Below are 21,361 nucleotides of genomic sequence, written 5' to 3' on the forward strand. Positions count from 1 at the left end.
ACGAGACCGTCTGGTTCTCCCAAACCGTCGGGTCTCGGCCCTTTCTCAGCGAAAGCCGTGCCAACTCTAAAAGTCGTGTTATTTAAAGCACTTGGTGAAATTTGAGAGGTGCGGGAGGGCGGCAGAAAGGTTCTGTTAGCCATGTTTGCCCGGCAGATTTTTCCTAGCGGACGCCCAATCGAAAGGTTCCGTTAACCATTATTACCGTAGCGTTTGCCATGAAGAGGAGCGCATCGCGCTGGGGCATTTGTATCGCGTCACTGTCTGAGGCTTCGCTCTTTCGACCCCTTTGAGAGATCCGGGCGCGGCGATCATGGCAGAGAATGAAGCGGAAGGCGGCGCAGCCGCTGACGGCGCGGAAGCGGCTCCGCCGAAGAACAAGCTCAAGCTTATCATCATGGCCGTCGGCCTGCTCGCCGTCCTCGGCGGCGGTGCTGCGACCTGGTTCTTCTTCTTCCGTCATGGCGACGACGAGCACCATGCCGAGGCGGCGCCGCCGCCGAAGCCGCCGGCTTTCGTCGACGTTCCCGACATGATGGTCAACCTCGCCGGCGCGCCCGGCGAGCGCGTGCAATATCTGCGGTTGAAGATCGTCCTGGAGCTGAAGGAAGAAAAGCAGATCGAGGCGATCAAGCCGACGATGCCGCGCGTCACCGACATCTTCCAGACCTATGTGCGCGAGCTTCGCCCCTCCGACCTCAGCGGCTCCGCCGGCATCTTCCGCCTCAAGGAGGAACTGACCAAGCGCGTCAACGCGGCGGTCGCCCCGATCCAGGTCAGCGCGGTGCTGTTCAAGGAAGTCGTGGTGCAGTGAGGGGAATGAGCTAGCGCCATGGCCGGCACCGAGCAGATGGACCAGGATGCGATTGCCGCCCAATGGGAGGCCTCGCTCGATTCGGAGGATCCGGCGGAGGCCGCCAAGGCTGCCGCCGAGAACGAACTTTCCGAGACCATGGCCCTGCAATGGGCGGCGATGGTCGAGGACGGCAGCCGCGATCTCGGCAGCGGCAAGAACTCCGGCGAGCGGGTGCTGTCGCAGGAGGAGATCGACAATCTCCTCGGCTTCACCGTCGGCGATGTCACGCTCGACGATCATTCCGGCATTCGCGCGATCATCGATTCGGCGATGGTCTCCTACGAGCGTCTGCCGATGCTCGAAATCGTCTTCGACCGCCTGGTGCGGCTGTTGACGACGAGCTTGCGCAATTTCACCTCCGACAACGTCGAAGTCTCGCTCGATCGCATCACCTCGGTGCGCTTCGGCGACTACATGAACTCGATCCCGCTGCCGGCCGTGCTCTCGGTGTTCAAGGCCGAGGAGTGGGAAAACTTCGGCATGGCGACGGTCGATTCCAACCTGATCTACTCGATGATCGACGTGCTGCTCGGCGGCCGCCGCGGCACCAGCCAGCTCCGCATCGAGGGGCGGCCCTATACCACGATCGAGACCGAGCTGGTCAAGCGGCTTGTCGAGGTGGTGCTGGCCGATGCCGAGCAGGCGTTCCGGCCACTCTCCCCGGTGACCTTCACGATCGACCGGCTCGAGACCAATCCGCGTTTCGCCGCGATCAGCCGTCCCGCCAACGCCGCGATCCTAGTGCGCCTGCGCATCGACATGGAAGACCGCGGCGGCAACATCGAGCTGTTGCTGCCTTACGCGACCATCGAACCGATCCGGGGCGTCCTGCTCCAGATGTTCATGGGCGAAAAGTTCGGCCGCGACCCGGTGTGGGAGGGGCATTTCGCCACCGAGATCGTGCAGGCCGAGATCGCCGTCGACGCCGTGCTCTACGAGGCCGACATTCCGCTTAAGCAGCTGATGCGGCTCAAGGTCGGCGACACGCTGCCGCTTGAGATGCGCGCGGATGCCAACGTGTCGGTGCGCTGCGGCAGCGTCACCCTGACCGAAGGACGGATGGGCCGGGTCGGCGACCGGGTCGCGATCCGGGTGACGAAACCCCTGCGCAAGCCAAGTACGACACTTGCGATGTTCGAGAAGGTTGACGAGCAGAACAAGATGATAGAGGCCCCATGAACCACTCCCTGGGAATGGCGATCGAGTCGCTGGTGGCTATCCTGCTGATGCTGACGATCGTCTATTGCGTCATGCTCAACAAGCGGCTGACGCGGCTGAAGGCGGACGAGCATTCGCTGAAGGCGGTAATCGGCGAGCTGATCACCGCGACTGAAATCGCCGAGCGCGCGATCGGCGGACTGAAGCTCGCCGTGCGCGACGTCAACGAGAACCTCGGCAGCCAGCTCGCAGCAGCGACGCAAATGTCTGACCAGCTCCACAAGCAGCTCGGCGAGGCCGACAACGTGGTGCGGCGCCTGTCCAAGATCGCGATCGCCGCGCGTCCCGTCACCAATCAGGAAACGGTTGCCGTCCCCGCGGCCAAGCCTACGACGGCGAAGGCGGTCGCGGCGGCGGCTGAAGCTTTCTCCGAGCGCCGGCGATCCAACGGCCTTGCCGCATGAAGTCAGGGGTATGAAGTCCTTTCGTAACATCCGCGTCATCCCCGTCGTTCTGGTGGCCGTCGCAGGTCTCGCCACGCTGAAGGTCGCGGGCCTCGCGATCAATGGCGGCTATGTGTTCGACTACAAGCCGAACCAAGCCAAGAAATCCTGGGCGCAGGAGAATCTGAACTTCCCAACCGGTCGCGAGGATCCTGACATCACCGGATCGACTCATGGCGCGCCCAAGGAGGCGCCGAAGCCGGCTGCTCCCGAAAGCAAGCCCGAAGGCACCGTGATCAAGATGGACGAGGCCCAGCCGCAGGTCTCGGCCGCCGAGCGCGCGATCCTCGAGCGATTGCAGGCGCGCCGCCAGGAGATCGAGGCCCGCCAGCGCGAGATCGACATTCGCGAGAGCCTGCTGAAGTCGGCCGAGAAGCGCATCGAGAACAAGGTCGAGGAGATGAAGGCGGTGGAGACCCGCATCTCCGCAACCCAGGCCGAGCAGAAGGCGGCCGAAGCCCAGCGCATGAAGGGCCTCGTCACCATGTATGAGGGCATGAAGCCGAAGGATGCCGCGCGGGTGTTCGACCGGCTCGAGATGGGCGTGCTGATCGAGATCGCCTCGGCCATCGCGCCGCGCAAGATGTCGGACATCCTCGGACTGATGTCGCCCGAGGCGGCCGAGCGGCTCACCGTCGAGATGGCCCGGCGGGCCAATGGCGGCGGAGATCAGTCCGCCTCGGCCGGCGATCTGCCCAAGATCGACGGCAAGCCGACGCAAAAGCCGAATTGAGGGCGCGAGGCGAAGCGTGCCTTGGCAACCTGCGTTCGCGCGGTTGTCCGACTGCAGCCCAGCGAGACGCCCTTGCTTGGTTAGTTTGCAAGCGCCTGTTGCACCCTGCGAACAGGCGGGCGCAACTGCTTCTCAACGCGAGGAAGAGTATTGAGCTGCTGCTTGATCAGCGCGGCCTTCGTGACGCGAGTCACGAGCTGCAGCGTGCTATGACAACAGGAGCATTCATATACTTTCAGGGCATATCCTCTGGCGATCGGAACGATCGCTACGACCGCTCTTGCCCTGCTACACACAATGCAACCGGCTTCTCCGCTCATTGATTACCCCCAAAGCTAACCAATCGATTCGCATCGCCGAGATCACATCTGATTCAGAGTCGCGTGCGAAGCGCAACGCCCCCAAGGTTGTGAGTGCGCGCGCTCAGCAACTCATCAATGCAGAACATCAAGCTCCCGTCGCGGCTGCAGCTGCCGCACGCGGCATCTTCTGAGACTGCGGTGAGTTGACGCGCGCGGGTGTGAAGCAGCGGACAGTGGCACTCGAGGGATCGTCGTAGGCTTGGGCCATTCGCAATCAGCAGCGCGGGAGCAGGAGGCCATGAACTACTCGTCCGCAGCAGAACGCGTAATTGAGGCCGTCAACCGGGTCCTCATAGCGGCGATGACGTCCGCCTGGATATCGGCGCTAAGCCATCAGCATGCAGCGCCGCCCGAAGGAGACGACGGCAACGATGATGAATCTTCTCCCGATCAACAGAACTCCTCCGCGCCGGATGGCAGCGGAAAACAGCACTGAAGACGCAGTTGGGCGTCACACGATCAGATCGTGCAGCACGTGGCCGTGAGCTGTACCTGCCCGGTCAGTTGGATCAACATTTGGCGGGGACAGTTCAGGCATAGCCACCAGCTCGGATCCGTGGGCCCCTCCAGCGTGGTCGTGATGATCGGCCGGGTTAGAAAGATCATCGAGCTCTGCGTTGGGCAGTAACCGCCGGCCGTGTGAAGTGTCATCCTTGAATTCGAATGATTCGCCGAGCTGCTGGGGATCGGCAGGCGCTGACCCAGACGGTGCATGGTGCGGATCATGCTGCTCGTCGGCCGCTTTACTTGAGGGCGAATGATTGACGCCGCCAGCCGATTTCAGCAGGCTCGGGTTGGGCGTCGTGCCTACGCCGTCATGGCCGGTGTGGCCGTGAGCAAGAGCGGCATTGTCAGCGTTTTCCGACCTCGCGGCGCCATGATTCCCGGCAACGCTCCCCAGCGCAAGCCCGGCGTGCTGTTCAGCGGGGTTGTGGGCCATGTCCAGTGCTGCAAGAGCAACATCAGGCATGTGGGCACTTCCGGCGAGCTCGCCATTCTTGCCAATGATAGTCCCTGTGTCGGCCACATCGATCTGATCGAAGATAAAAGTGACCTCCGTCGGTGCGGCCATGTGGTGCAAGATCGTAGACAGTCCGCTGGCTGCGGGAGCTAATGCGTCATTGCGGGGCGGTTCGGTCAGGTGCGTTTGCACGTCGTCTGAACTGGAGAGGCTGGAATATTCGGTCGGTCCGATCTGGTCCCAGCTCCAATGCAGGCTGTAGGTCGCCTCACTTGAGGGGATTGTGGAACTCCCATGGGCGGATAGCGTGCCGTCGCCGCTTGCGGAATCGGACGAGACCTCGGAAGTGGCGATCATCACGGCGGTCGCGTCACTCTGCGCGGTTGCGGTGAGGTCGAGCGGTTCGCTGGCAGCCGCCATCACAGGTGCCGCAACCGGCGCCACGAGGAAGTCTGACGCGTCGATGGTTGCGATCCCCTGCAAATGGATTTCGAGCAGACCGGAATCGCCGATGTGCAGGGTCTGGTCCGTTGGATTGACGTACACGATGGTTTCATTCGCCGCGCTGTCATAGAGCCAGGCGATCGTATGTGCCGGCACGGCCGTGCTGGTTGAGCTCAAGGCCAAGATGACGAACCCAAGCGCGCCAAGAGCGGTCAAGTCGATCTTGTCGGACCCCGATGCGAAATCGGTGATGGTGTCGAACTGGCTTGCGTTGGAATCGGCTACGAACAAATAAGCGAAACGGTCCTTCCCATTGCTGCCGGTGAGTTGGTCCGCACCAAATCCACCAGTTATGGTGTCGCCGCCGTTATTGCCGTTGATTGTATCGTTGCCCGAGCCCCCGTAGATGGCGTCATCGCCGTCGTTACCTTTGATCGTGTCATTGCCGGAGCCGCTATAGAGAACGTCCGCTTTGCCGGTGCCATTGACGGTATCATCGCTGGCCCCCGCGTAGATGATCTGACCTGTGTCGCCGCCGCCCGCGATGGTTTCGGGCCCCGGCGTCCCATACACGTTGGGTGGATCGGAGATCACGACAGATCCGGTGGCCAGATAATCAAAGTCATTCGGGTCTGCGTCACTGGCCCCATGGATCGCGACGGTCACCGCCTGCGTGGTACCGTCCATGGCAGTTACGGTGAAAGTGTCGGTCAACGTGTCGCCGACCTCGAGCGCCTGAACCACGCTGTTGTTGTTGTCGAGGGTGTAAGTCCATACGCCGGCCGCCGTCATGGTGAACGTGCCATATCCATCGTCGCTCGGAGCAGGCGAGGAGACTGCGGTGAACGTGTTCGGCGCGTTGTCCACGTCTGTATCGGTGAGCGTGCCGGTCGCGATCGGAATGCCGGGTGAGAAAGTTCCTGCCTCGGTCACTGAGCCGGTCGTGGTGCCGGAAATGATAGCCGCGTCGTTGCTGCCCTGAATAGTGATCGTCACCACCTGCGGCGTGCCGTCGAGGGTTGTGACAGAGAAACTGTCGGTGAGCGCGCCGCCGACATTGAGGGCCTGCACCGCGCCGTTGGCGTTGTCGAGCGTATAGGTCCACACGCCGGCGGCGGTTATCGTAAAGGTGCCATACCCATTCGTGCTTGCCTTGGGCGAACTCACAGCTGTGAAGGTATTGGACGTATTGTCGACGTCGATGGCAACGAGCGTGCCTGTTGCACTCGGCGTGCCGGGTGTGGCGTTGGCAACGCCTCCGGCCTCGGTCACCGAACCGGCCGTCGTGCCGGAAATGACGGCAGCATCGTTGCTGCCGTGGATGGTGATCGTCACCACTTGGGCGGATCCGTCCAGCGTGGTCACTGTGAACGTGTCGGTCAGTGTCTGGCCGGCATTGAGCGCCTGCACCGCGTCGTTGGTGTTGTCGAGCGTGTAGGTCCACACGCCCGCTGCCGTCATGGTGAAGTTGCCGTAGCCGGCTGCGCTCGCTGTTGGCGAGCCGACTGCCGTGAAAGCATTTGCGGTCGTGTCGACATCGGTGTCGGTGAGCGTGCCGGTCGCGGTGGGCGTGCCGGGATTTGCATTGGCGATGCCGCCAGCCTCGATCACTGCGCCGGTCGTCGTGCCGGAAATGACCGCCGCGTCACTGGCTCCGTGGATGGTGATCGTCACTACCTGGGCGGTGCCTCCGATCGTAGTCACCGTAAAGCTGTCGATCAGCGTCTCGCCGGCATTGAGCGCTTGCACAGCGACGTTGGCGTTGTCCAAGGTGTAGACCCACACGCCGGCCGCCGTCATCGTGAAAGTGCCATAGCCGCCGGCGCTCGTCGTTGGCGAGCTCACGGCCGTGAACGTGTTGGGCGGATCGTCGACGTCGGTATCGGAAAGGGTGCCGGTCGCAATCGGCGTGCCGGGCGTTCCATTCGCGATTCCGCCAGCCTCGATGATCGAACCGGTCGTGGTGCCGGAGATGACTGCAGCGTCGTTGACACCGTTAATGGTGACCGTGAACGTCTGATTGACCGAGGTGAATCCATCAGAGACCGTGATAACGAAACCGTCAGTCGTGGGCGCCTTCAGCGCGTTGATCGCAGCGTCGTTAGGCACGAACGTATAGGCGCCGCTTGTGCTGTTGACGTAGAGTATCCCGTAGGGGCTTGTCTTCGACAGATCGTACGTCACCCCATCCAGGACCGTCTGAGCGGCGTTCGCCCCGATGACGCCGAAAGTCAGCTGGCCGCCGCCGTTGGTGCTACTGGCACTGAAAGTTCCTGTTGTCGCAGTGAATGTGTCAAACACCACCGTGTCGCGTTCAGCTGGCCCAGCCCCGGTGCTGAGCGTCGGCGGTAGACGTCCCACAGGCTCCAGAGTGGCGAAGGGCAACACAGTCGGCAAAGTCTGCAGCTCCGGCGTATCAGGCGGAACGAAGTTGATCGGCTGCAGCGGCTGGGATTTGACGAAGGGAGGGGTGCTCGAGCCATGCGGCCCTTGCCCTTGTGTGAGATTGGCGAGCACATCCTGTTGCGCGGCGCGCAACTCGTCCATGCGAGCGGCCGTGTTCGCGACCTGATTGACGCTGATGGTGGATCCCACCTTCTTGAGGACGATCGTCTCGCCCGGATCCTCGACGATGATGTGGCGCGGGATCGGTTCCTTGGTCACGAGCTCAAATGCACCGTGCGCGAGGTCCTTGTAAGTGATGGAATCGTCATCCAAGAATGTGACATCAGGATCCGCGGCCTCGGCATTGTGCGCGGTCGAGAAGGTCAATGCTGCAAGCGTCAGCATCCCGAAGCCGCCCGCGTGGCTCCGGGCGCGAATGGCTGCGATGGGCGTATCCAGCTGGAATGACCCGGTTTCTACGAGCCGGCCTGGTACGAAACTGAAGCTCCCTCGGGTCACCTCGAACAAGGCTGCAGGTGACATGCCTTCGACGTCGAAGGCGAACTCGCTCAGCACGACGCGAGTGCCGCAGGCGATGTTGAAGAAAGTACCGTCGAGGAAGCCAATTGTGATCTGTCCGTCGGCATCGGTCTCCAGCGCGTCGCCCCGGTAGACAAGCGCACCAGCTGCCGCCTGTGTGGCGATGCCGGTCGCTCGCGTAAGCGTACCGCAACCGATCACTTTATGAATATGGCCGATGATTTCGACGGGCAGGGCCACGGCGGGCCCGTTACCAACCTCGATGCCGGATGCAACTAACATGGCTCGACCTCGCCTGGGTGATCGATTCAGGCTCGGCGTGCTGCCATGATCTTGTCAGGGCGACCCTCGCCAAGGGACAGATATCCTAGGCGCTGGCAGCCGAGGCTTGCCCGCCGAAAGAATCAAATCCGCTCTAGAGAGAGACGCATTCTCGGGGACGGCGATGCCGTACTGTCATTCCCGACATGCCCCTCCCGCCAAAGTGATTGCATTGACAAACGATTTAAATTGGTGGCGCTTTCGCAATATTGGATATAAATTAAGTCAATTAAACGAATTAAACAACAATTATATTTGTTGTGCTGAGTTCGCGGCTTCAATGCGCCGCCGATGCCGACAAGATCTTCTCAGAAAGGGGGGATCATGTGCAAACCTACGATGGTCGCTTTGGCAACCGGCCTTGTTTTGGCGCTTGCCAATTTCTTGCCGAGTGCGGCTCGAGGGCAAATCGATTCCGCCAAGCCCGCCCTTGCTACCTCGTCATCGAAACCGATTGGAAAGGTGGTGGTGGCCACAGGCTCGGTCACCATCGAGCATGCGAGCGCAGTGGTCGTTCAGGCGAATGTCTCGAGTGAGCCCGGCCGGGCCAACACCGGTGATCCTGTATATCTCGGTGATGTGGTGTTGACCGGGGCCGATGGCCGAGTGGGAATCAACTTCACCGACGGCAGCTCGTTCAATCTATCGAGCAACGCCCGTATGGTGTTGGATCATTATGTGTATGAGCCGGCCGGCAATTCCAATGCAACCCTGTTCAATCTCGCCAGGGGCACGTTCACGTTCGTTGCTGGCAGTGTCGCAAAGACCGGCGACATGAAGGTCGAGACTCCCGTCGCCACGCTGGGAATCCGAGGCACGACGCCGCATATCGAGATTTCGGATGATGGGTCGGTCAAGTTTTCGACCCTGATCGAAGAGGGCAAAAGTAAGCTCCTGAAGAAGCCGGCGACATCCGCGGCGCCGGAGCCTGATCGAAGCAGCAATCGCAGGCTCAACATCTGTCGGGGATGCTGAGAACTTTGCTTGGCCCGAGGCCGCGTAATGCGCGCGCAGCGCCGGCCGGGCAGAGAGATCAGGATTAGCGCTTCGCTCGCTGTCGGAGTCGGACGCCTGGTGTGGAAATGACCGCAAGAGCCAGTTTCATCAAGGCCGTGATGCTCATTGTTATTCTTGTGCTGTCCGGTTCGTCGGGCTGGGCGCAGAAGAAGAAGGGCAGCTCCCTGAAGAATGTTGAACTGTGTAACGGCTCAGACCGCGTGTCGCCCGAAGCTCGGATCGATGCTTGCACGGCCTTTATCGATGCGGGCGATGGGACCGCGAACGGCTTCGCTGTCGCCCACAACAACAGGGGCAATGCCTACAGCGCCAAAAACAACTATGAACGCGCGATCAAGGATTTCGTTGAAGCGACCAGGCTTAACCCGAATTATGCGAAAGCCTTCAACAACCTCGGCGTGGCCTATCTAAGAACGGGCGCGTACGACCTGGCCCTTGGCGCTTTTGAGGAGGCGCTCAAGCTCAACTCGAACTATGCCGCTGCTTTTGCCAACCGTGCGGCGGCCTACCTGAAGAGGAATGCGTACGACCGTGCAGCGCAGGACTATGACGAGGCAATTCGCCTCGATCCGAATCTCGAGGCGATGTGGAGCGGACGCTGTTGGGCCCGGGCCGTCCTCGGGGCTTTGCAGGCTGCGCTGGAAGACTGCAACAGAGCGCTTCGATTCGAAGCAAACAACGCCGCAACATACGATTCGCGAGCTCTGATAAAGCTGAAAATGGGGCAACTCTCCGCGGCGATCGATGATTACAACTCGGCGCTGCGGTTCATGCCCAAGCTTGCGAGCGCGCTCTACGGCCGCGGGGTTGCCAGACTCAAGCTCGGCGACAGAGCTGGCGGCGATAGCGATATTTCGGCGGCAAGAAGAATCGACGCTGGAGTCCGCGAGGACTTTGCCCGCTATGGAGTGCCCTCGAACGATTGACTGGTGGCGGCAGCGCAGTTGTGCAGGTGTGAACAATTCCTTAACCGCCTGCGTCTCAAATCCAAAGCTGGCGGACCGCCCACGCTCGATTTGACGAGGCGTGCTCTCTCCAAAGCAAATCAAGATATAGCATTAACAAGTCCTTAATTGGCGAGACCTACAGTCGACGGCACCGGCCGGCGCGATTGCCGGCATGGATTGTCAGACCGGAAGAAATGCCGCCAATGGCGCGAAAGGCTGCCGCTGGATTTGTATCGCGAGCCCGCGCCCTGGCGCTGGGGCTGTCGCGTCATATCCGCAACGCGGTGCTCGCGGCCTGCCTGCTGATCGGTTTCGCTGCGCCCGCCCGGGCGGCCGATCCTGTCAGGGGCGAAGCGAGCTTTTCGGCCGGTGGCGGTTTTGCCCGTCTCGTGATCAAGCTCGGCGAGGACGTTCCCTCCGAGGTGACGACGGCCGGCTCCATTCTCGTGATCCGTTTCGACCGGTCCGTCGACGTTCCCGTCGACCGCGTTCCGGAAGGCGCGCCCGACTACGTCAACTCCGCCCGGCGCGATCCCGATGGCGGCGCCATCCGCCTGTCGCTGGCGCGCCGGGTCACCGTCAACACCATGAATGCCGGCGAGCGCACCTTCATCGACCTGTTGCCGGAGGGTTGGAAGGGGCCGCCGCCGAGCCTGCCGATGGAGGTGGTCAAGGAGCTGGCCGAGCGCGCGCGCGTCGCCGAACGTGCGCTGCGCGCCCAGCGCGCCGCGGCCGAGGCCAAGAAGCGTCCGCAGATCCGCGTCCGCGCCTCGGTGCAGCCGACCTTCGTCCGCTTCGTGTTCGAGATGCCCGACGGCGTCGGCGTGTCCTCCGTGCTCAACGAGCAGAAGCTCACGCTCGCGTTCAACGCCAACCTCAATTTCGATCTGGCGGATGCGGTCGTTGCTGCGCCGCCGAACGTCGCCTCGATCAAGCAGAAGGCCGACATCGACCAGACCAGTGTCGAGATCGCTCTGATCGGCGATTCCGACGTGCACTCGTTCCGCGACGAGAAGAACTATATCGTCGACATCGCCTTCCAGCCGGACAGGGGCAGAGCGGCGGCGACCCCCGAGGCGGCGATCGCGCAGGTCAAGCCCGCACCTCACGGACCTGCGCCTGCGTCTGAAAAGCCGGCGGCCGAGAAGCCGAAGGACGCTCATCGCGAGATCGCGCCGCCGACGTCCGAGACGATCGCGCCTGAAGCCAGAATAGAGGCAAAGCCCGACGTCAAGCCCGAGGTGAAGCCGGAAGCGCTCGCCGCGATGCCGACGGTCGAAGGGCCGAAACCGGTGCACGCGACTGAGGCTGCGCACGCTCCTGCAGCGCCCATGGAAGCCTCGAAGCCGGCGCCGCACGTTGCCGAAGCCGCCCCTGCCGAAGCACCGAAAGAGGTTGTAAAGGAAGCTGCGAAAGAGCCGGCCAAGGAATCCGTCAAGGAAGCTCCGAAAGCTGCTGCTGCGCAGGCGCCGGCGGCAGTGCAGCCCGGTATTGCCGGCGTCGATCTGCGCCGTGACAGCGACGGCCTGCGCGTCACGTTCCCGCTTCAGGTCGCAACGCCTGCGGCGGCGTTCCGCCGCGGCGATACGGTCTGGCTGGTGTTCGATACACTGAGGCCGATCGATGTCGAGGCGATCCGCAGCAAGGGCGGGGCGATGATTGGCGAGGTCGGTTGCGTGCCGCTCGACAAGGGGCAGGCGGTTCGCATCCGCCTCACCCGTCCGCTGGTCTACTCGCTGACGAGCGAGGAGGTCGGCAAGGAGACCAACTGGCTATTGACGCTCGCCGACAAGATCCAGGCGACGCCGCTGCCGCTGATGATGTCGCGCAACATCACCGATCCTGCGCTTGCCAACATCGCGATCCCCTTCGCCAATCCGGGCCTGCTCCACAAGCTCACCGACCCTGATGCCGGCGATACGCTCTATGTCGTCACCGCGCAGCGGCCGGTGCGCGGTTTCATCAAGCGGCAGGACCTCGTCGATCTCTCGCTGCTGGAATCCGCGCACGGCATCGCGATCCGGCCGAACTCCGACGAGGTCGGCGTCGAGGTCGGCGCCGACAAGGTCATTCTGGGCAAAAAGGGCGGGCTGACGCTGTCGCCGGTGGACATCTCGGCCGAGCGCGCCCCGACCGCGGTGCGCCCGATCTTCAGTCCTGAAGGCTGGCGCAAGGGCCAGTCGGAGAATTTCTGGACCCGCCAGAGCGAGCTGACGACGGCGATCTCGGCGGTCGAGCCCGCGCTGCGCTCGCTGCCGCGGCTCGACCTCGCGCAGTTCTACATGTCGCGGGCCATGTATCACGAAGCCAAGGCCGTGACGGACCTGATGCTGAGCGATCCCCTCAACAAGGAGGAGAGCGGCGCGCTGATCATGCATGCAATCGCGAACATCCTGATCGGCCGGCCGGCGCAGGGCCTGAAGGACCTCGCCAGTCCCGTGATCGGCAACAGCCACGATTCCCAGCTCTGGAAGGCGCTCGCCTATGCGCGCCAGGGCAAATGGGCGGACGCGCGCGAGAAATTCAAGAACGTCGAGTTCGCCATCGCCTCGCTGCCGCTCGACATCCAGCGCATCGTGACGATGGACGCGATGCGCGCCGCGCTCGAGGTGAAGGACTATGCCGGCGCCTCCAAGCGCCGCAGCGAGCTCGAGGTGGTCGGCGTCTCGCCCGAAGCTGCGCCCGGCTTTGCCGTGCTGCGGGGCCGGCTCGCCGAGGCACTCGGCCACGACAAGGATGCGCTCGACGACTACAAATACGCGGTTGCCTCGAGCGACCGACCGGCAGCGGCCGAGGCCAAGCAGCTCGAGGTCGCGCTGCGCCAGAAGCGTGACGAGATCGGCAAGGAAGAAGCGCTGCGCGAGCTCGAGACGCTATCGATGACCTGGCGCGGCGATGCGATCGAGGTCAAGACGCTGCAGATGCTGTCGCAGCTCTATGCCGAGAACGGGCGCTACCGGGACGCGCTCACGGCGGCGCGCACCGCGACGAAGCTCCAGCCGAACGCGGAAGCCTCGCGCCAGGCGCAGGATCTCGCCTCCGACCTGTTCACGCAGATCTTCTTAGGACCAAAGGGCGACGATCTGCCGCCGGTCGAGGCGCTCGGGATGTTCTACGAGTTCCGCGAGCTCACACCGATCGGCCGCCGCGGCGACGAGCTGATCCGCCGTCTCGCCGATCGTCTCGCCTCGGTCGATCTGCTCGACCAGGCCGCCGAGCTTCTGCAATACCAGGTCGATCACCGCCTCGAAGGCGCCGCCCGCGCCCAGGTCGCCGCGCGCCTTGCCATGATCTATCTCGCCAACCGCAAGCCCGACATGGCGATCACCGCGCTGCGCGCGAGCCGCATCAGCGATCTCGCCGGTGAGCTCAGGCAGCAGCGCCTCCTCCTGGAAGGGCGGGCGCAGAGCGACGTCGGCCGTCACGATCTCGCGCTCGACATCGTCTCCAATGTCTCCGGGCGCGAAGTGCTGCGCCTGCGCTCCGATATCTTCTGGGCCGCGCGGCGCTGGCGCGAATCCGCCGAGCAGATCGAGCTCTATTACGGCGAGCGCTTCCGTGACTTCAAGCCGCTCAATGCGGTCGAGAAGAGCGACATCATCCGTGCCGCAGTCGGCTACGCGCTCGCCGACGATTCGATCGGCCTGTCGCGCTTCCGCGAGAAATACGCCCCGCTGATGAGCGAGAGCGCCGACCGTCTCGCCTTCGATATCGCCAGCAAGCCCGCCGCGGCCTCGAGCGCCGAGTTCGCCGAGATCGCCAAGCTTGCCGCCAGCGTTGATACGCTCGACGGCTTCCTGCGGGAGATGAAGCAGCGCTTCCCCGACGCCACCGCCCGCGCACCTAGCGCGCCGCAGGCCAAGGACGAGACGGACCACACCGGCTCGCTGCCCACGATCCCGGTCGTGCGGCAGATCAAGATGGCGCGGTAGGGGACTGATGCCGCGCGAAGCGCGGCCTGTGAGAGCGCCGCATTCTCCGTCATTGCGAGCCACGGGCCCGCGCGAAGCGCGGTCCGATGACAGGCTCAGCGAAGCAAATCCAGAGTCCTCCGCGGTGATAGACTGGATTGCTTCGCTACGCTCGCAATGATGGGGTGGACGGCCCCCGAACGGCATCGATGTGCCAGACTGGTGATGTTGAGTCGAACCAGACAAAGGGAGCCGTCCATGTCGAAGATTAGCACAATTGGTTTGGATCTGGCGAAGAACGTTTTTCAGGTTCATGGGGTTGATGCGTCGGGAGCTGTGGTGGTGAGGCGCCAGCTTGAGCGAGCCGCGGTCGAGAGGTTTTTCGCGCAGTTGCCGCCTTGCCTGGTGGGCATGGAGGCTTGCGGCAGCGCTCATCATTGGGCGCGCGTCATCAGCCGCTATGGCCATGAGGTGCGGCTGATGCCGCCGGCGTATGTGAAGCCCTATGGTGCGCCCCGACGGCGCGTATTACCAGTGGAGGAAGGATCCACCCAGAGAATTGTCGATTGATCTGGTAGCTGACGAGCGGTTTGGACGAGCAATCGGACGGACCGAAGCCTCGTGACAAAGGTCGCCTTGGGCGGCCGAGCAATCCAGCGGGCCGTAACGTGAGTGAAGTCTGAGCACGCCTCGAAAGTTACGATGTGAATGCCGACCCGATCGTATGGCGGGGAAGGCCGTGTGGACAGGGAAGCAATCGACACATGCACCTGTCTGGTTCACCGGGGTAATGGGCATGGCACGCTGGAAAGGTAGTGCGGGTAATCGGGGGAGACCCGTCTTGGTCGAAGGTCGCGCCTTCAGCATTGAGTAGTCGATGGACCGGATGGGAGTCGGACAGGGTCATAGGTACCGATGAAACCGGGTAATTCCGGTGGAGGAAAGGACCCTGACTTCAGGTGCGCTTTTGAAGATGGCGAGGGGAAGGGTCGATTGGCGATGAGCCTTGAAACGCCCGATAAGATCAGGAGCCTTCAGAGAAAGCTTTATTGCAAGGCGAAGGCGGAGCCTGCCTTCCGCTTCTACGTGCTGTACGACAAGATCTGCCGCGAGGACATTCTGAACCATGCCTACAAGCTGGCCCGCGCCAACGCGGGTGCGCCAGGAGTGGACGGAACAACTTTCGAGCAAATCGACGCGTCGGGACTCGAAGCATGGTTGGCCGGCCTGCGCGATGAACTCGTCACGAAGACTTACCGGCCCGATCCGGTGCGGCGGGTGATGATCCCGAAGCCCGGCGGCGGCGAACGTCCACTCGGTATCCCAACAATCCGGGACCGGGTCGTCCAAGCTGCCGCAAAGATCGTGTTGGAGCCGATCTTCGAGGCGGATTTTGAGAACGGTGCTTATGGATATCGCCCGCGTCGCAGCGCGGTCGATGCAGTCAAGGAAGTGCACCGGCTTGTGTGCCGGGGCTACACGGACGTTGTTGACGCCGATTTGTCGAAATATTTCGACACGATTCCGCACTCGGACCTCCTCAAATCGGTGGCCCGACGCATCGTCGACCGGAATGTGCTGCGGATGATTAAGTTATGGCTGCGAGTACCGGTCGAGGAGCGGGATAGCGATGGGAAACGGCGCATGAGCGGCGGTAAGAGCAACAAGCGTGGCACGCCACAGGGCGGTGTCATCAGTCCGCTGCTCTCCGTCATCTACATGAACCGGTTCCTGAAACATTGGCGTCTCAGCGGTCGGCGTGAAGCATTCCATGCCCAGGTTATCTCCTATGCCGACGACTTCGTCATTCTCAGCCGCGGCCACGCGGAGGAGGCATTGACGTGGACGAAAGCGGTGATGACCAAGCTTGGGTTGACGCTCAACGAGACTAAAACCTCGGTGAAGAATGCCCGATTGGAAAGCTTTGACTTTCTTGGGTACACGCTCGGACCCCGCCGCTTCCGCAATGGGGGACGGTGGTATCTTGGCGCGGCTCCGTCCAAGAAAAGCGTGCTGCGGATCAAGAGGAAGGTCAGCGAGCTGCTGACGCCGGGCAACAAGGGCGCTTGGCCCGAAGTACAGGCGCGACTGAACCGCCTTCTGCGCGGCTGGTCCGCTTACTTCAGCTATGGCTCTCTTGCTACGGCTCATCAGGCCGTTGATCGACACGTCTTCGACCGCGTGCTCGCCTTTCTGCGCAGACGACATAAGACGCCAGGACGTGGCGTCAGACGGTTCTCTGATCAGATCTATGGGAACCCTGGCGTACTCGTGCTGAACCGCGTGCGCAAAGTGTCGCCGACGTGCGGCTTGTGACGAAACCTGTCGGAAAGCCGGATGCGGGAAAACTGCACGTCCGGTTTGATGAGCGGGGAGAGGAAACGGAACGCGCAACAAGCGCATCACCGCGCCTCTCCTCGACTCTACTCAAGCGCAACAAGAACGACGGTCGTGACGCCGAGGGGATTTGCGAAGCTGTGACCCGACCGACGATGCGGTTTGTTCCGGTGAAGAGCGTCGCACAACAGGCGATGCTGGCGGTTCATGGCGCGCGTGCCTTGCTGGTCCGGCAGCGGACGATGGTGGCAAACGCCTTGCGAGCCGCGCTGAGTGAACTCGGGATCGTTGCTGCGCAAGGATATCAGGGGCTGTGTGAGCTGATGGCCCGGCTCGAAGAACCGAGCGAGGAGGTTCCGGAGATGATGCGCGGCGCCCTGTTGATGCTGGCCAAGCACTGGCAGGCGCTCAATGCCGATGAACGGGGGCTCGAACGGCAGATCGCCAAGGCTGCCCGCTGCGATCGCGACGCCAAGCGGCTCATGGATGTTCCAAGCGTCGGCCCGATCATCGCCAGCACGGTCCTGGCCAAAGTGCCCGACGCAACAGTGTTCCGCTCTGGGCGTGACTTTGCGGCCTGGATCGGGATCACCGGCAAGGATCATGGCACCGGTGGCAAGCATCGCCCGGGGCGCATCTCCAAACGGGGCGACCGCGTGCTGCGCGCGCTGCTGATCAGCGGAGCCAGTGCCCATTTGCGACAGCAGAAGGCGCGCGGCGTCACCGATCCGTGGTTGCGTGATCTGCTGGCGCGGCGGCCTTACAAGGTCGCCATGGTGGCCTTCGCCGCAAAAACCGCCCGGATCATCTGGGCCATGCTGGTCAAAGGAGAAGCTTACCGAGACCGCGCGAGCGCGCCGGCTGCGGCCTAGTTGAGGGGCAACAGCCGCCGCGCTCGCGCTCCACGCCTATCGGAAGGGCACTTAAGGTGTGATGGCAAATGGTCAGGAAACCGAGATCGAAACACTCCGCGCCGTCATCGCGCGTTACAGCGCGCCGCAATGATTGGAATTCGATCTGCGATCTCCATCAGGGCCCGCGGTCAATGGCCGCATCTCGAGGCCATATACATGACCGCTCCCCGATCCGTTTGCCGAAGCAGCAAAAAGCCCTTGCCGAGAGGGGGCCGTCCATACATGACGGGGAGAGGCCAGCGCTGGAGTGGAGAGGATCCGTCGCGCGAAGCTGCCGCCGAACGCCCCATCATCCCCCGTAGCTCTGCACCAGGCTTCCCGCCACCAGCGACCAGCCGTCGACCAGCACGAAGAAGATCAGCTTGAACGGCAGCGAGATCGTTGCTGGTGGCAGCATCATCATGCCCATCGACATCAGCACTGAGGCAACGACGAGGTCGATGATCAGGAAGGGTAGAAACAAAAGGAAGCCGATCTCGAAGGCGCGCTTCAGCTCGGAGATCATGAAGGCGGGGACCAGGATGCGCAGTGCGAGATCGTCAGGCGTGGCCGGCAGGGCCTCGCCGGAGAGATCCAGGAACAGCTTGAGGTCCTTCTCGCGCACGTTCTTCTGCATGAAGCCGCGCAAGGGCACCGAGGCGCGCTGGAGTGCGTCCTCGACGCCGATCTGGTTGGCGACGAGCGGCCGGATGCCCTCGTCGTAGGATTTCTGCAGGACCGGCCCCATCACGAAGAAGGTGAGGAACATCGCCAGCGCAATGATCACCGAGTTCGGCGGGGCGGTCGCCGTGCCCATAGCGGTGCGCAGCAGCGACAGCACGACCACAATGCGCGTGAACGACGTCATCATGATCAGGATCGACGGCGCGATCGACAGCACCGTGAGCAGGGCGATGAGCTGGATCGCCCGCTCGGTGACGCCGCCGCCACCCGGACCTCCGCCGAGATTGATGCTGACGTCCTGCGCATGCGAAAGGCTCGCGAGGGAGACCGCGCCGATCAGGACAGAAAGAAAAAGAACTCTACGCGGGAGGGCCGGCAACCTCACGAAGACGGCTTCGGACGGCCGAGCAGGGACGCCATCTCGTCTTCGAGATTTTCAAAGCTGGTCTTTTCCGTGGCGGGCTTTGCCGGCGGGGCCGGTGGCGCCGGCGGCTCGCTGCGTGCCGCGCGCGGGGGAGCGGCCGGTGGCTCCGGCGCAACCGGAGGCGCGACCGTTTCGCCAGCCGGGCGTCGCAGCGCAGCTTCGAGCCGCTGGGCCATTTCGGCGAGATTCTGCTCGGCGCTCGAGGGCGTAGCGGCCGGGGCAGGGGCCGGCGGAGCCGCCTGCGGAATCGGTGGCGGCGGCGCCGCACGCTCGGCGCGCACCGGCGGCACCTTTCCCGGGTCGTTGTGGCGCGGCGGACGCGGCATCAACGGCGGCTCGCTGCGGGCGATGCGCGGCGGCAGCGGCTCGGGCCGTGGTTCGCGCTCGGGCCGTGGCGCGATCGGCTCGGGCGGAAAGCCGGCCAGGGGATCGCTGCGGCGTTCGGCCGGCGCGGGAGCGGGCCGGCGCACCTCGTCGACGAAGGACGGCCGCGCGGGCCGTGGCGGCGGCTCGGGCATTTGCGGCTCGGGGTGATCGAGCAGTTCGGGTCGCGGCGCTTCGTCGGCCCAGGCGCCGGAATCGGGCATGGGGGCGAGGCGCGGCGCTTCGGCAGCGCTGGAGCGCTGCGGAAACTGGTCGCGGCCGGACCCGGCGCGAACGATATTGGGCTCGACAACGATGTCCGTCGGGCCGCCGATCATCAGGAGATGCTCGACATTGTCGCGCCGGACCAGCACTAGGCGCCGCCGTCCGTCGACGGCGGCGGCATCGATCACGGCGAGCCGGGGCATCCTGCCGCGCTGGGTGTTGGCGCCCAGCCGGCTGCTGGCGAATCGGCGAACCAGCCATGCAGCGACGCCGATCAACGCCAGAACGACGATGAACGCGACGATGAAGGTGATAGGGCTGCCTTGCATACTTGTCCCCGACAAATGGCGCTTTTCTCGTGCCCGTGGTCAGACGCGCCAACCACCGGCATACGATGCCCCAAACTGCGATCTCTTAACGTTCCACGGCAAGTTTTGCCGTCCCCAACTCTTAATAACCCATGAATCGCTCGATCCAAAACGACTTCTTGGCCCGTGTACGCGCCGCCAAATGGTTGGGTTAATGCCACTTTTGGAAAGGCCGAATCGGAACTGCCCGCCTGTCGTGTCCATCGGGGAACCGGTGCCTGTGATATCTTTAACCAGCTGTTAACCATACAGGCGGCAAATTCTGCCTAGCTTCGGATCTCAAGGTCCGCAAGGGGCGGAAGGAGCCGCAACGATGTCCATTAACGACCTCCCGGTGCTGTCAGCGCTTCGGACCAAGATGCAGTGGCACCAGGAGCGCCAGCGCGTCCTGTCCGAGAACGTCTCCAACTCCGATACCCCCAAATTCCGGCCGCGCGACCTGGTCGAGCCTAAGTTCGACAGGACCGGCGCCGTCACGGGCTCGATGGGGCCGCTGGCCCTGGCCCGCACCAGCGCCTCTCACATGACGCCGCTAGGGGCGGCCTCCGCATTCGACCAGAACAAGAATGCGGGTTTTGAGACTCGCCCTGCCGGCAACGCCGTCAATCTTGAAGAGGAGATGATGAAGGCCGCCAGCAACCAGATGGACTACGCGGCGGCGACCTCGCTCTATTCCAAGAGCCTGCGTCTGCTCAAGACCGCGATCGGCAAGGGCTAGAGCATGATCCCGGAACGGAAGAGCTAGAGACGCATCATGGCGAATGACAGCAGCGACTTTGCCCGCTCGATGGCGATCGCGACCTCCGGCCTGCGGGCGCAGGCCGGCCGCATGCGGGTGATCTCGGAGAACATCGCGAACGCGGATTCGACCTCGCAGACCGCTGGCGGCGAGCCCTACCGGCGCAAGGTGCCGACCTTTTCGTCCGCGCTCGACCGCACGCTCGACGCGCAGGTTGTCACCCTCGGCAGGATCAAGCCGGACCAGTCCAGCTTCCGCGTCAAATACGAGCCGAATAATCCGGCCGCCGATGCGAGCGGTAATGTCAAATATCCCAACGTGAACTCGGTGGTCGAGATGACGGACATGCGTGACGCGCAGCGGTCCTACGAGGCCAATCTCAACATCATCAGTGCGACGCGCCGGATGATCCAGCGCACGCTCGACATCCTCAAGAGCTGAACAGGACATCTGAGTCATGGCATCACCGACAATCGCCGCCAATGCTTACGCCAATCTCGCCCGCGTGCTGGAGAACAGCGGCGCCGGCAAGGGCAGCGAGCCCAGCGGGCAATCCTTCGCTTCACTGCTGAAAGACGCGGTCGGCAGCGTCATGGAGTCCGGCCGCAAGTCCGACGCGCAGACGGTGGCGATGGCCGCTGGCAAGGCCAACGTGATGGACGTAGTGACGGCGGTTGCCGACACCGACGTCGCGGTGTCCACGCTGGTTTCGGTCCGCGATCGCGTGATCGCGGCCTATGAGGACATCATGAAGATGCCGATCTGATTTCGGCCTCCGTCGTCATTGCGAGCGCAGCGAAGCAAATCCAGAATCTTTCCGCAGACGGCAGTCTGGATTTGCTTCGCTACGCTCGCAATGACGGGGAGAGAACATTCCGTCCCGTCAGAATGATGAGGATGAGACTTGAACAAAGGAACTGTGTCATGACCGGACCCGAAACCCTCGACGTCGCGCGCGATGCGATCTGGACCATCGTGATCGTGTCGTCACCGCTGATGGTGGTCGGCCTCGTGGTTGGCGTCATCGTGTCGCTGTTCCAGGCGCTGACGCAGATCCAGGAACAGACGCTGATCTACGTGCCGAAGATCCTGGCCATCTTCGCCACGATGCTATTGGCGCTACCGTTCATGGCCGACTCGCTCCATGCCCACATGCTGCGGATCTCGTCGCGAATCATCGGCGGCTGAGG

General features: G+C 63.1%; 17 protein-coding genes and 1 pseudogene. 15 read left to right on the forward strand and 3 right to left on the reverse strand.

Going from position 1 to position 21,361, the window contains the following annotated elements:
* Nucleotides 1-313: 313 nt before the first annotated feature.
* The 5 genes from fliL to IVA87_RS17630 all read left to right on the forward strand — a co-directional run bounded on the left by fliL (nt 314) and on the right by IVA87_RS17630 (nt 4,048).
* Nucleotides 314-814, forward strand: coding sequence for a flagellar basal body-associated protein FliL (gene fliL, locus IVA87_RS17610; protein WP_247334444.1), 501 nt, complete (start codon nt 314-316; stop codon nt 812-814).
* Between the two features lie 18 nt (nt 815-832).
* A complete protein-coding gene (gene fliM / locus IVA87_RS17615; protein WP_247278069.1) occupies nt 833-2,035 on the forward strand; it encodes a flagellar motor switch protein FliM in 1,203 nt (400 codons plus the stop codon).
* On the forward strand, nt 2,032-2,478 hold the full coding sequence (locus tag IVA87_RS17620; protein WP_247278068.1) for a DUF6468 domain-containing protein: 447 nt from the start codon (nt 2,032-2,034) through the stop codon (nt 2,476-2,478). The genes fliM and IVA87_RS17620 overlap by 4 nt, the downstream gene beginning before the upstream one ends.
* Nucleotides 2,479-2,488: 10 nt before the next feature.
* Nucleotides 2,489-3,250 carry a flagellar protein FlbB gene (locus IVA87_RS17625; RefSeq protein ID WP_247278067.1) on the forward strand — a complete coding sequence of 254 codons (762 nt, stop codon included), beginning with the start codon at nt 2,489-2,491 and terminating at the stop codon, nt 3,248-3,250.
* Nucleotides 3,251-3,850: 600 nt separating this feature from the next.
* Nucleotides 3,851-4,048, forward strand: a complete 198-nt coding sequence (locus tag IVA87_RS17630; protein ID WP_247300075.1) for a hypothetical protein — start codon at nt 3,851-3,853, stop codon at nt 4,046-4,048.
* 15 nt (nt 4,049-4,063) lie between these two features.
* Here the strand turns inward: IVA87_RS17630 and IVA87_RS17635 are convergent, their stop codons facing one another.
* Nucleotides 4,064-8,224: a VCBS domain-containing protein gene (locus IVA87_RS17635; protein WP_247300073.1), complete on the reverse strand. Its 4,161-nt coding sequence runs from the start codon at nt 8,222-8,224 to the stop codon at nt 4,064-4,066.
* Nucleotides 8,225-8,602: 378 nt separating this feature from the next.
* On the opposite strand from IVA87_RS17635, the gene IVA87_RS17640 reads away from it, so the two are divergent.
* The 6 genes and pseudogenes from IVA87_RS17640 (at nt 8,603) to IVA87_RS17665 (ending at nt 17,347) form a co-directional block, all read left to right on the forward strand.
* Nucleotides 8,603-9,238 (forward strand): FecR family protein, encoded by a 636-nt coding sequence (locus IVA87_RS17640; RefSeq protein ID WP_247300222.1) that lies wholly within the window; start codon nt 8,603-8,605, stop codon nt 9,236-9,238.
* 107 nt (nt 9,239-9,345) lie between these two features.
* Nucleotides 9,346-10,206, forward strand: a complete 861-nt coding sequence (locus IVA87_RS17645; RefSeq protein ID WP_247334446.1) for a tetratricopeptide repeat protein — start codon at nt 9,346-9,348, stop codon at nt 10,204-10,206.
* Between the two features lie 224 nt (nt 10,207-10,430).
* Entirely contained in the window at nt 10,431-14,159 is a 3,729-nt protein-coding gene (locus IVA87_RS17650) for a tetratricopeptide repeat protein (protein WP_247334448.1), read from the forward strand.
* 237 nt (nt 14,160-14,396) lie between these two features.
* Nucleotides 14,397-14,645, forward strand: a pseudogene (locus tag IVA87_RS17655) (IS110 family transposase); the annotation flags it as partial.
* A gap of 492 nt (nt 14,646-15,137) precedes the next feature.
* Nucleotides 15,138-16,454 (forward strand): group II intron reverse transcriptase/maturase, encoded by a 1,317-nt coding sequence (gene ltrA, locus IVA87_RS17660; RefSeq protein ID WP_247334514.1) that lies wholly within the window; start codon nt 15,138-15,140, stop codon nt 16,452-16,454.
* The gene (locus IVA87_RS17665; protein WP_247334450.1) at nt 16,451-17,347 is read left to right on the forward strand and encodes an IS110 family transposase; all 897 of its coding nucleotides are present in this window, start codon (nt 16,451-16,453) and stop codon (nt 17,345-17,347) included. Before ltrA ends, IVA87_RS17665 begins: the two co-directional genes overlap by 4 nt.
* Nucleotides 17,348-17,678: 331 nt before the next feature.
* Here IVA87_RS17665 and fliP read toward each other — a convergent pair whose 3' ends face one another.
* Complete coding sequence (gene fliP / locus IVA87_RS17670) at nt 17,679-18,437, reverse strand: flagellar type III secretion system pore protein FliP (protein WP_247296458.1); 759 nt, start codon at nt 18,435-18,437, stop codon at nt 17,679-17,681.
* Nucleotides 18,434-19,393, reverse strand: coding sequence for a flagellar biosynthetic protein FliO (locus IVA87_RS17675; protein ID WP_247296461.1), 960 nt, complete (start codon nt 19,391-19,393; stop codon nt 18,434-18,436). The genes fliP and IVA87_RS17675 overlap by 4 nt, the downstream gene beginning before the upstream one ends.
* A 352-nt stretch (nt 19,394-19,745) precedes the next feature.
* Between IVA87_RS17675 and flgB the strand changes: the two genes are divergently transcribed.
* The 4 genes from flgB (at nt 19,746) to fliQ (ending at nt 21,359) form a co-directional block, all read left to right on the forward strand.
* Nucleotides 19,746-20,150, forward strand: coding sequence for a flagellar basal body rod protein FlgB (gene flgB, locus IVA87_RS17680; RefSeq protein WP_247296463.1), 405 nt, complete (start codon nt 19,746-19,748; stop codon nt 20,148-20,150).
* Between the two features lie 36 nt (nt 20,151-20,186).
* Entirely contained in the window at nt 20,187-20,612 is a 426-nt protein-coding gene (flgC, locus tag IVA87_RS17685) for a flagellar basal body rod protein FlgC (protein WP_247296466.1), read from the forward strand.
* A 16-nt stretch (nt 20,613-20,628) separates the two neighbouring features.
* A complete protein-coding gene (gene fliE, locus IVA87_RS17690) occupies nt 20,629-20,937 on the forward strand; it encodes a flagellar hook-basal body complex protein FliE (RefSeq protein WP_122402438.1) in 309 nt (102 codons plus the stop codon).
* A gap of 158 nt (nt 20,938-21,095) precedes the next feature.
* Nucleotides 21,096-21,359 carry a flagellar biosynthesis protein FliQ gene (fliQ, locus tag IVA87_RS17695; protein WP_011088555.1) on the forward strand — a complete coding sequence of 88 codons (264 nt, stop codon included), beginning with the start codon at nt 21,096-21,098 and terminating at the stop codon, nt 21,357-21,359.
* Nucleotides 21,360-21,361: the final 2 nt, after the last annotated feature.

Source organism: Bradyrhizobium sp. 147 (assembly GCF_023073935.1).
Classification (GTDB): Bacteria; Pseudomonadota; Alphaproteobacteria; order Rhizobiales; family Xanthobacteraceae; genus Bradyrhizobium.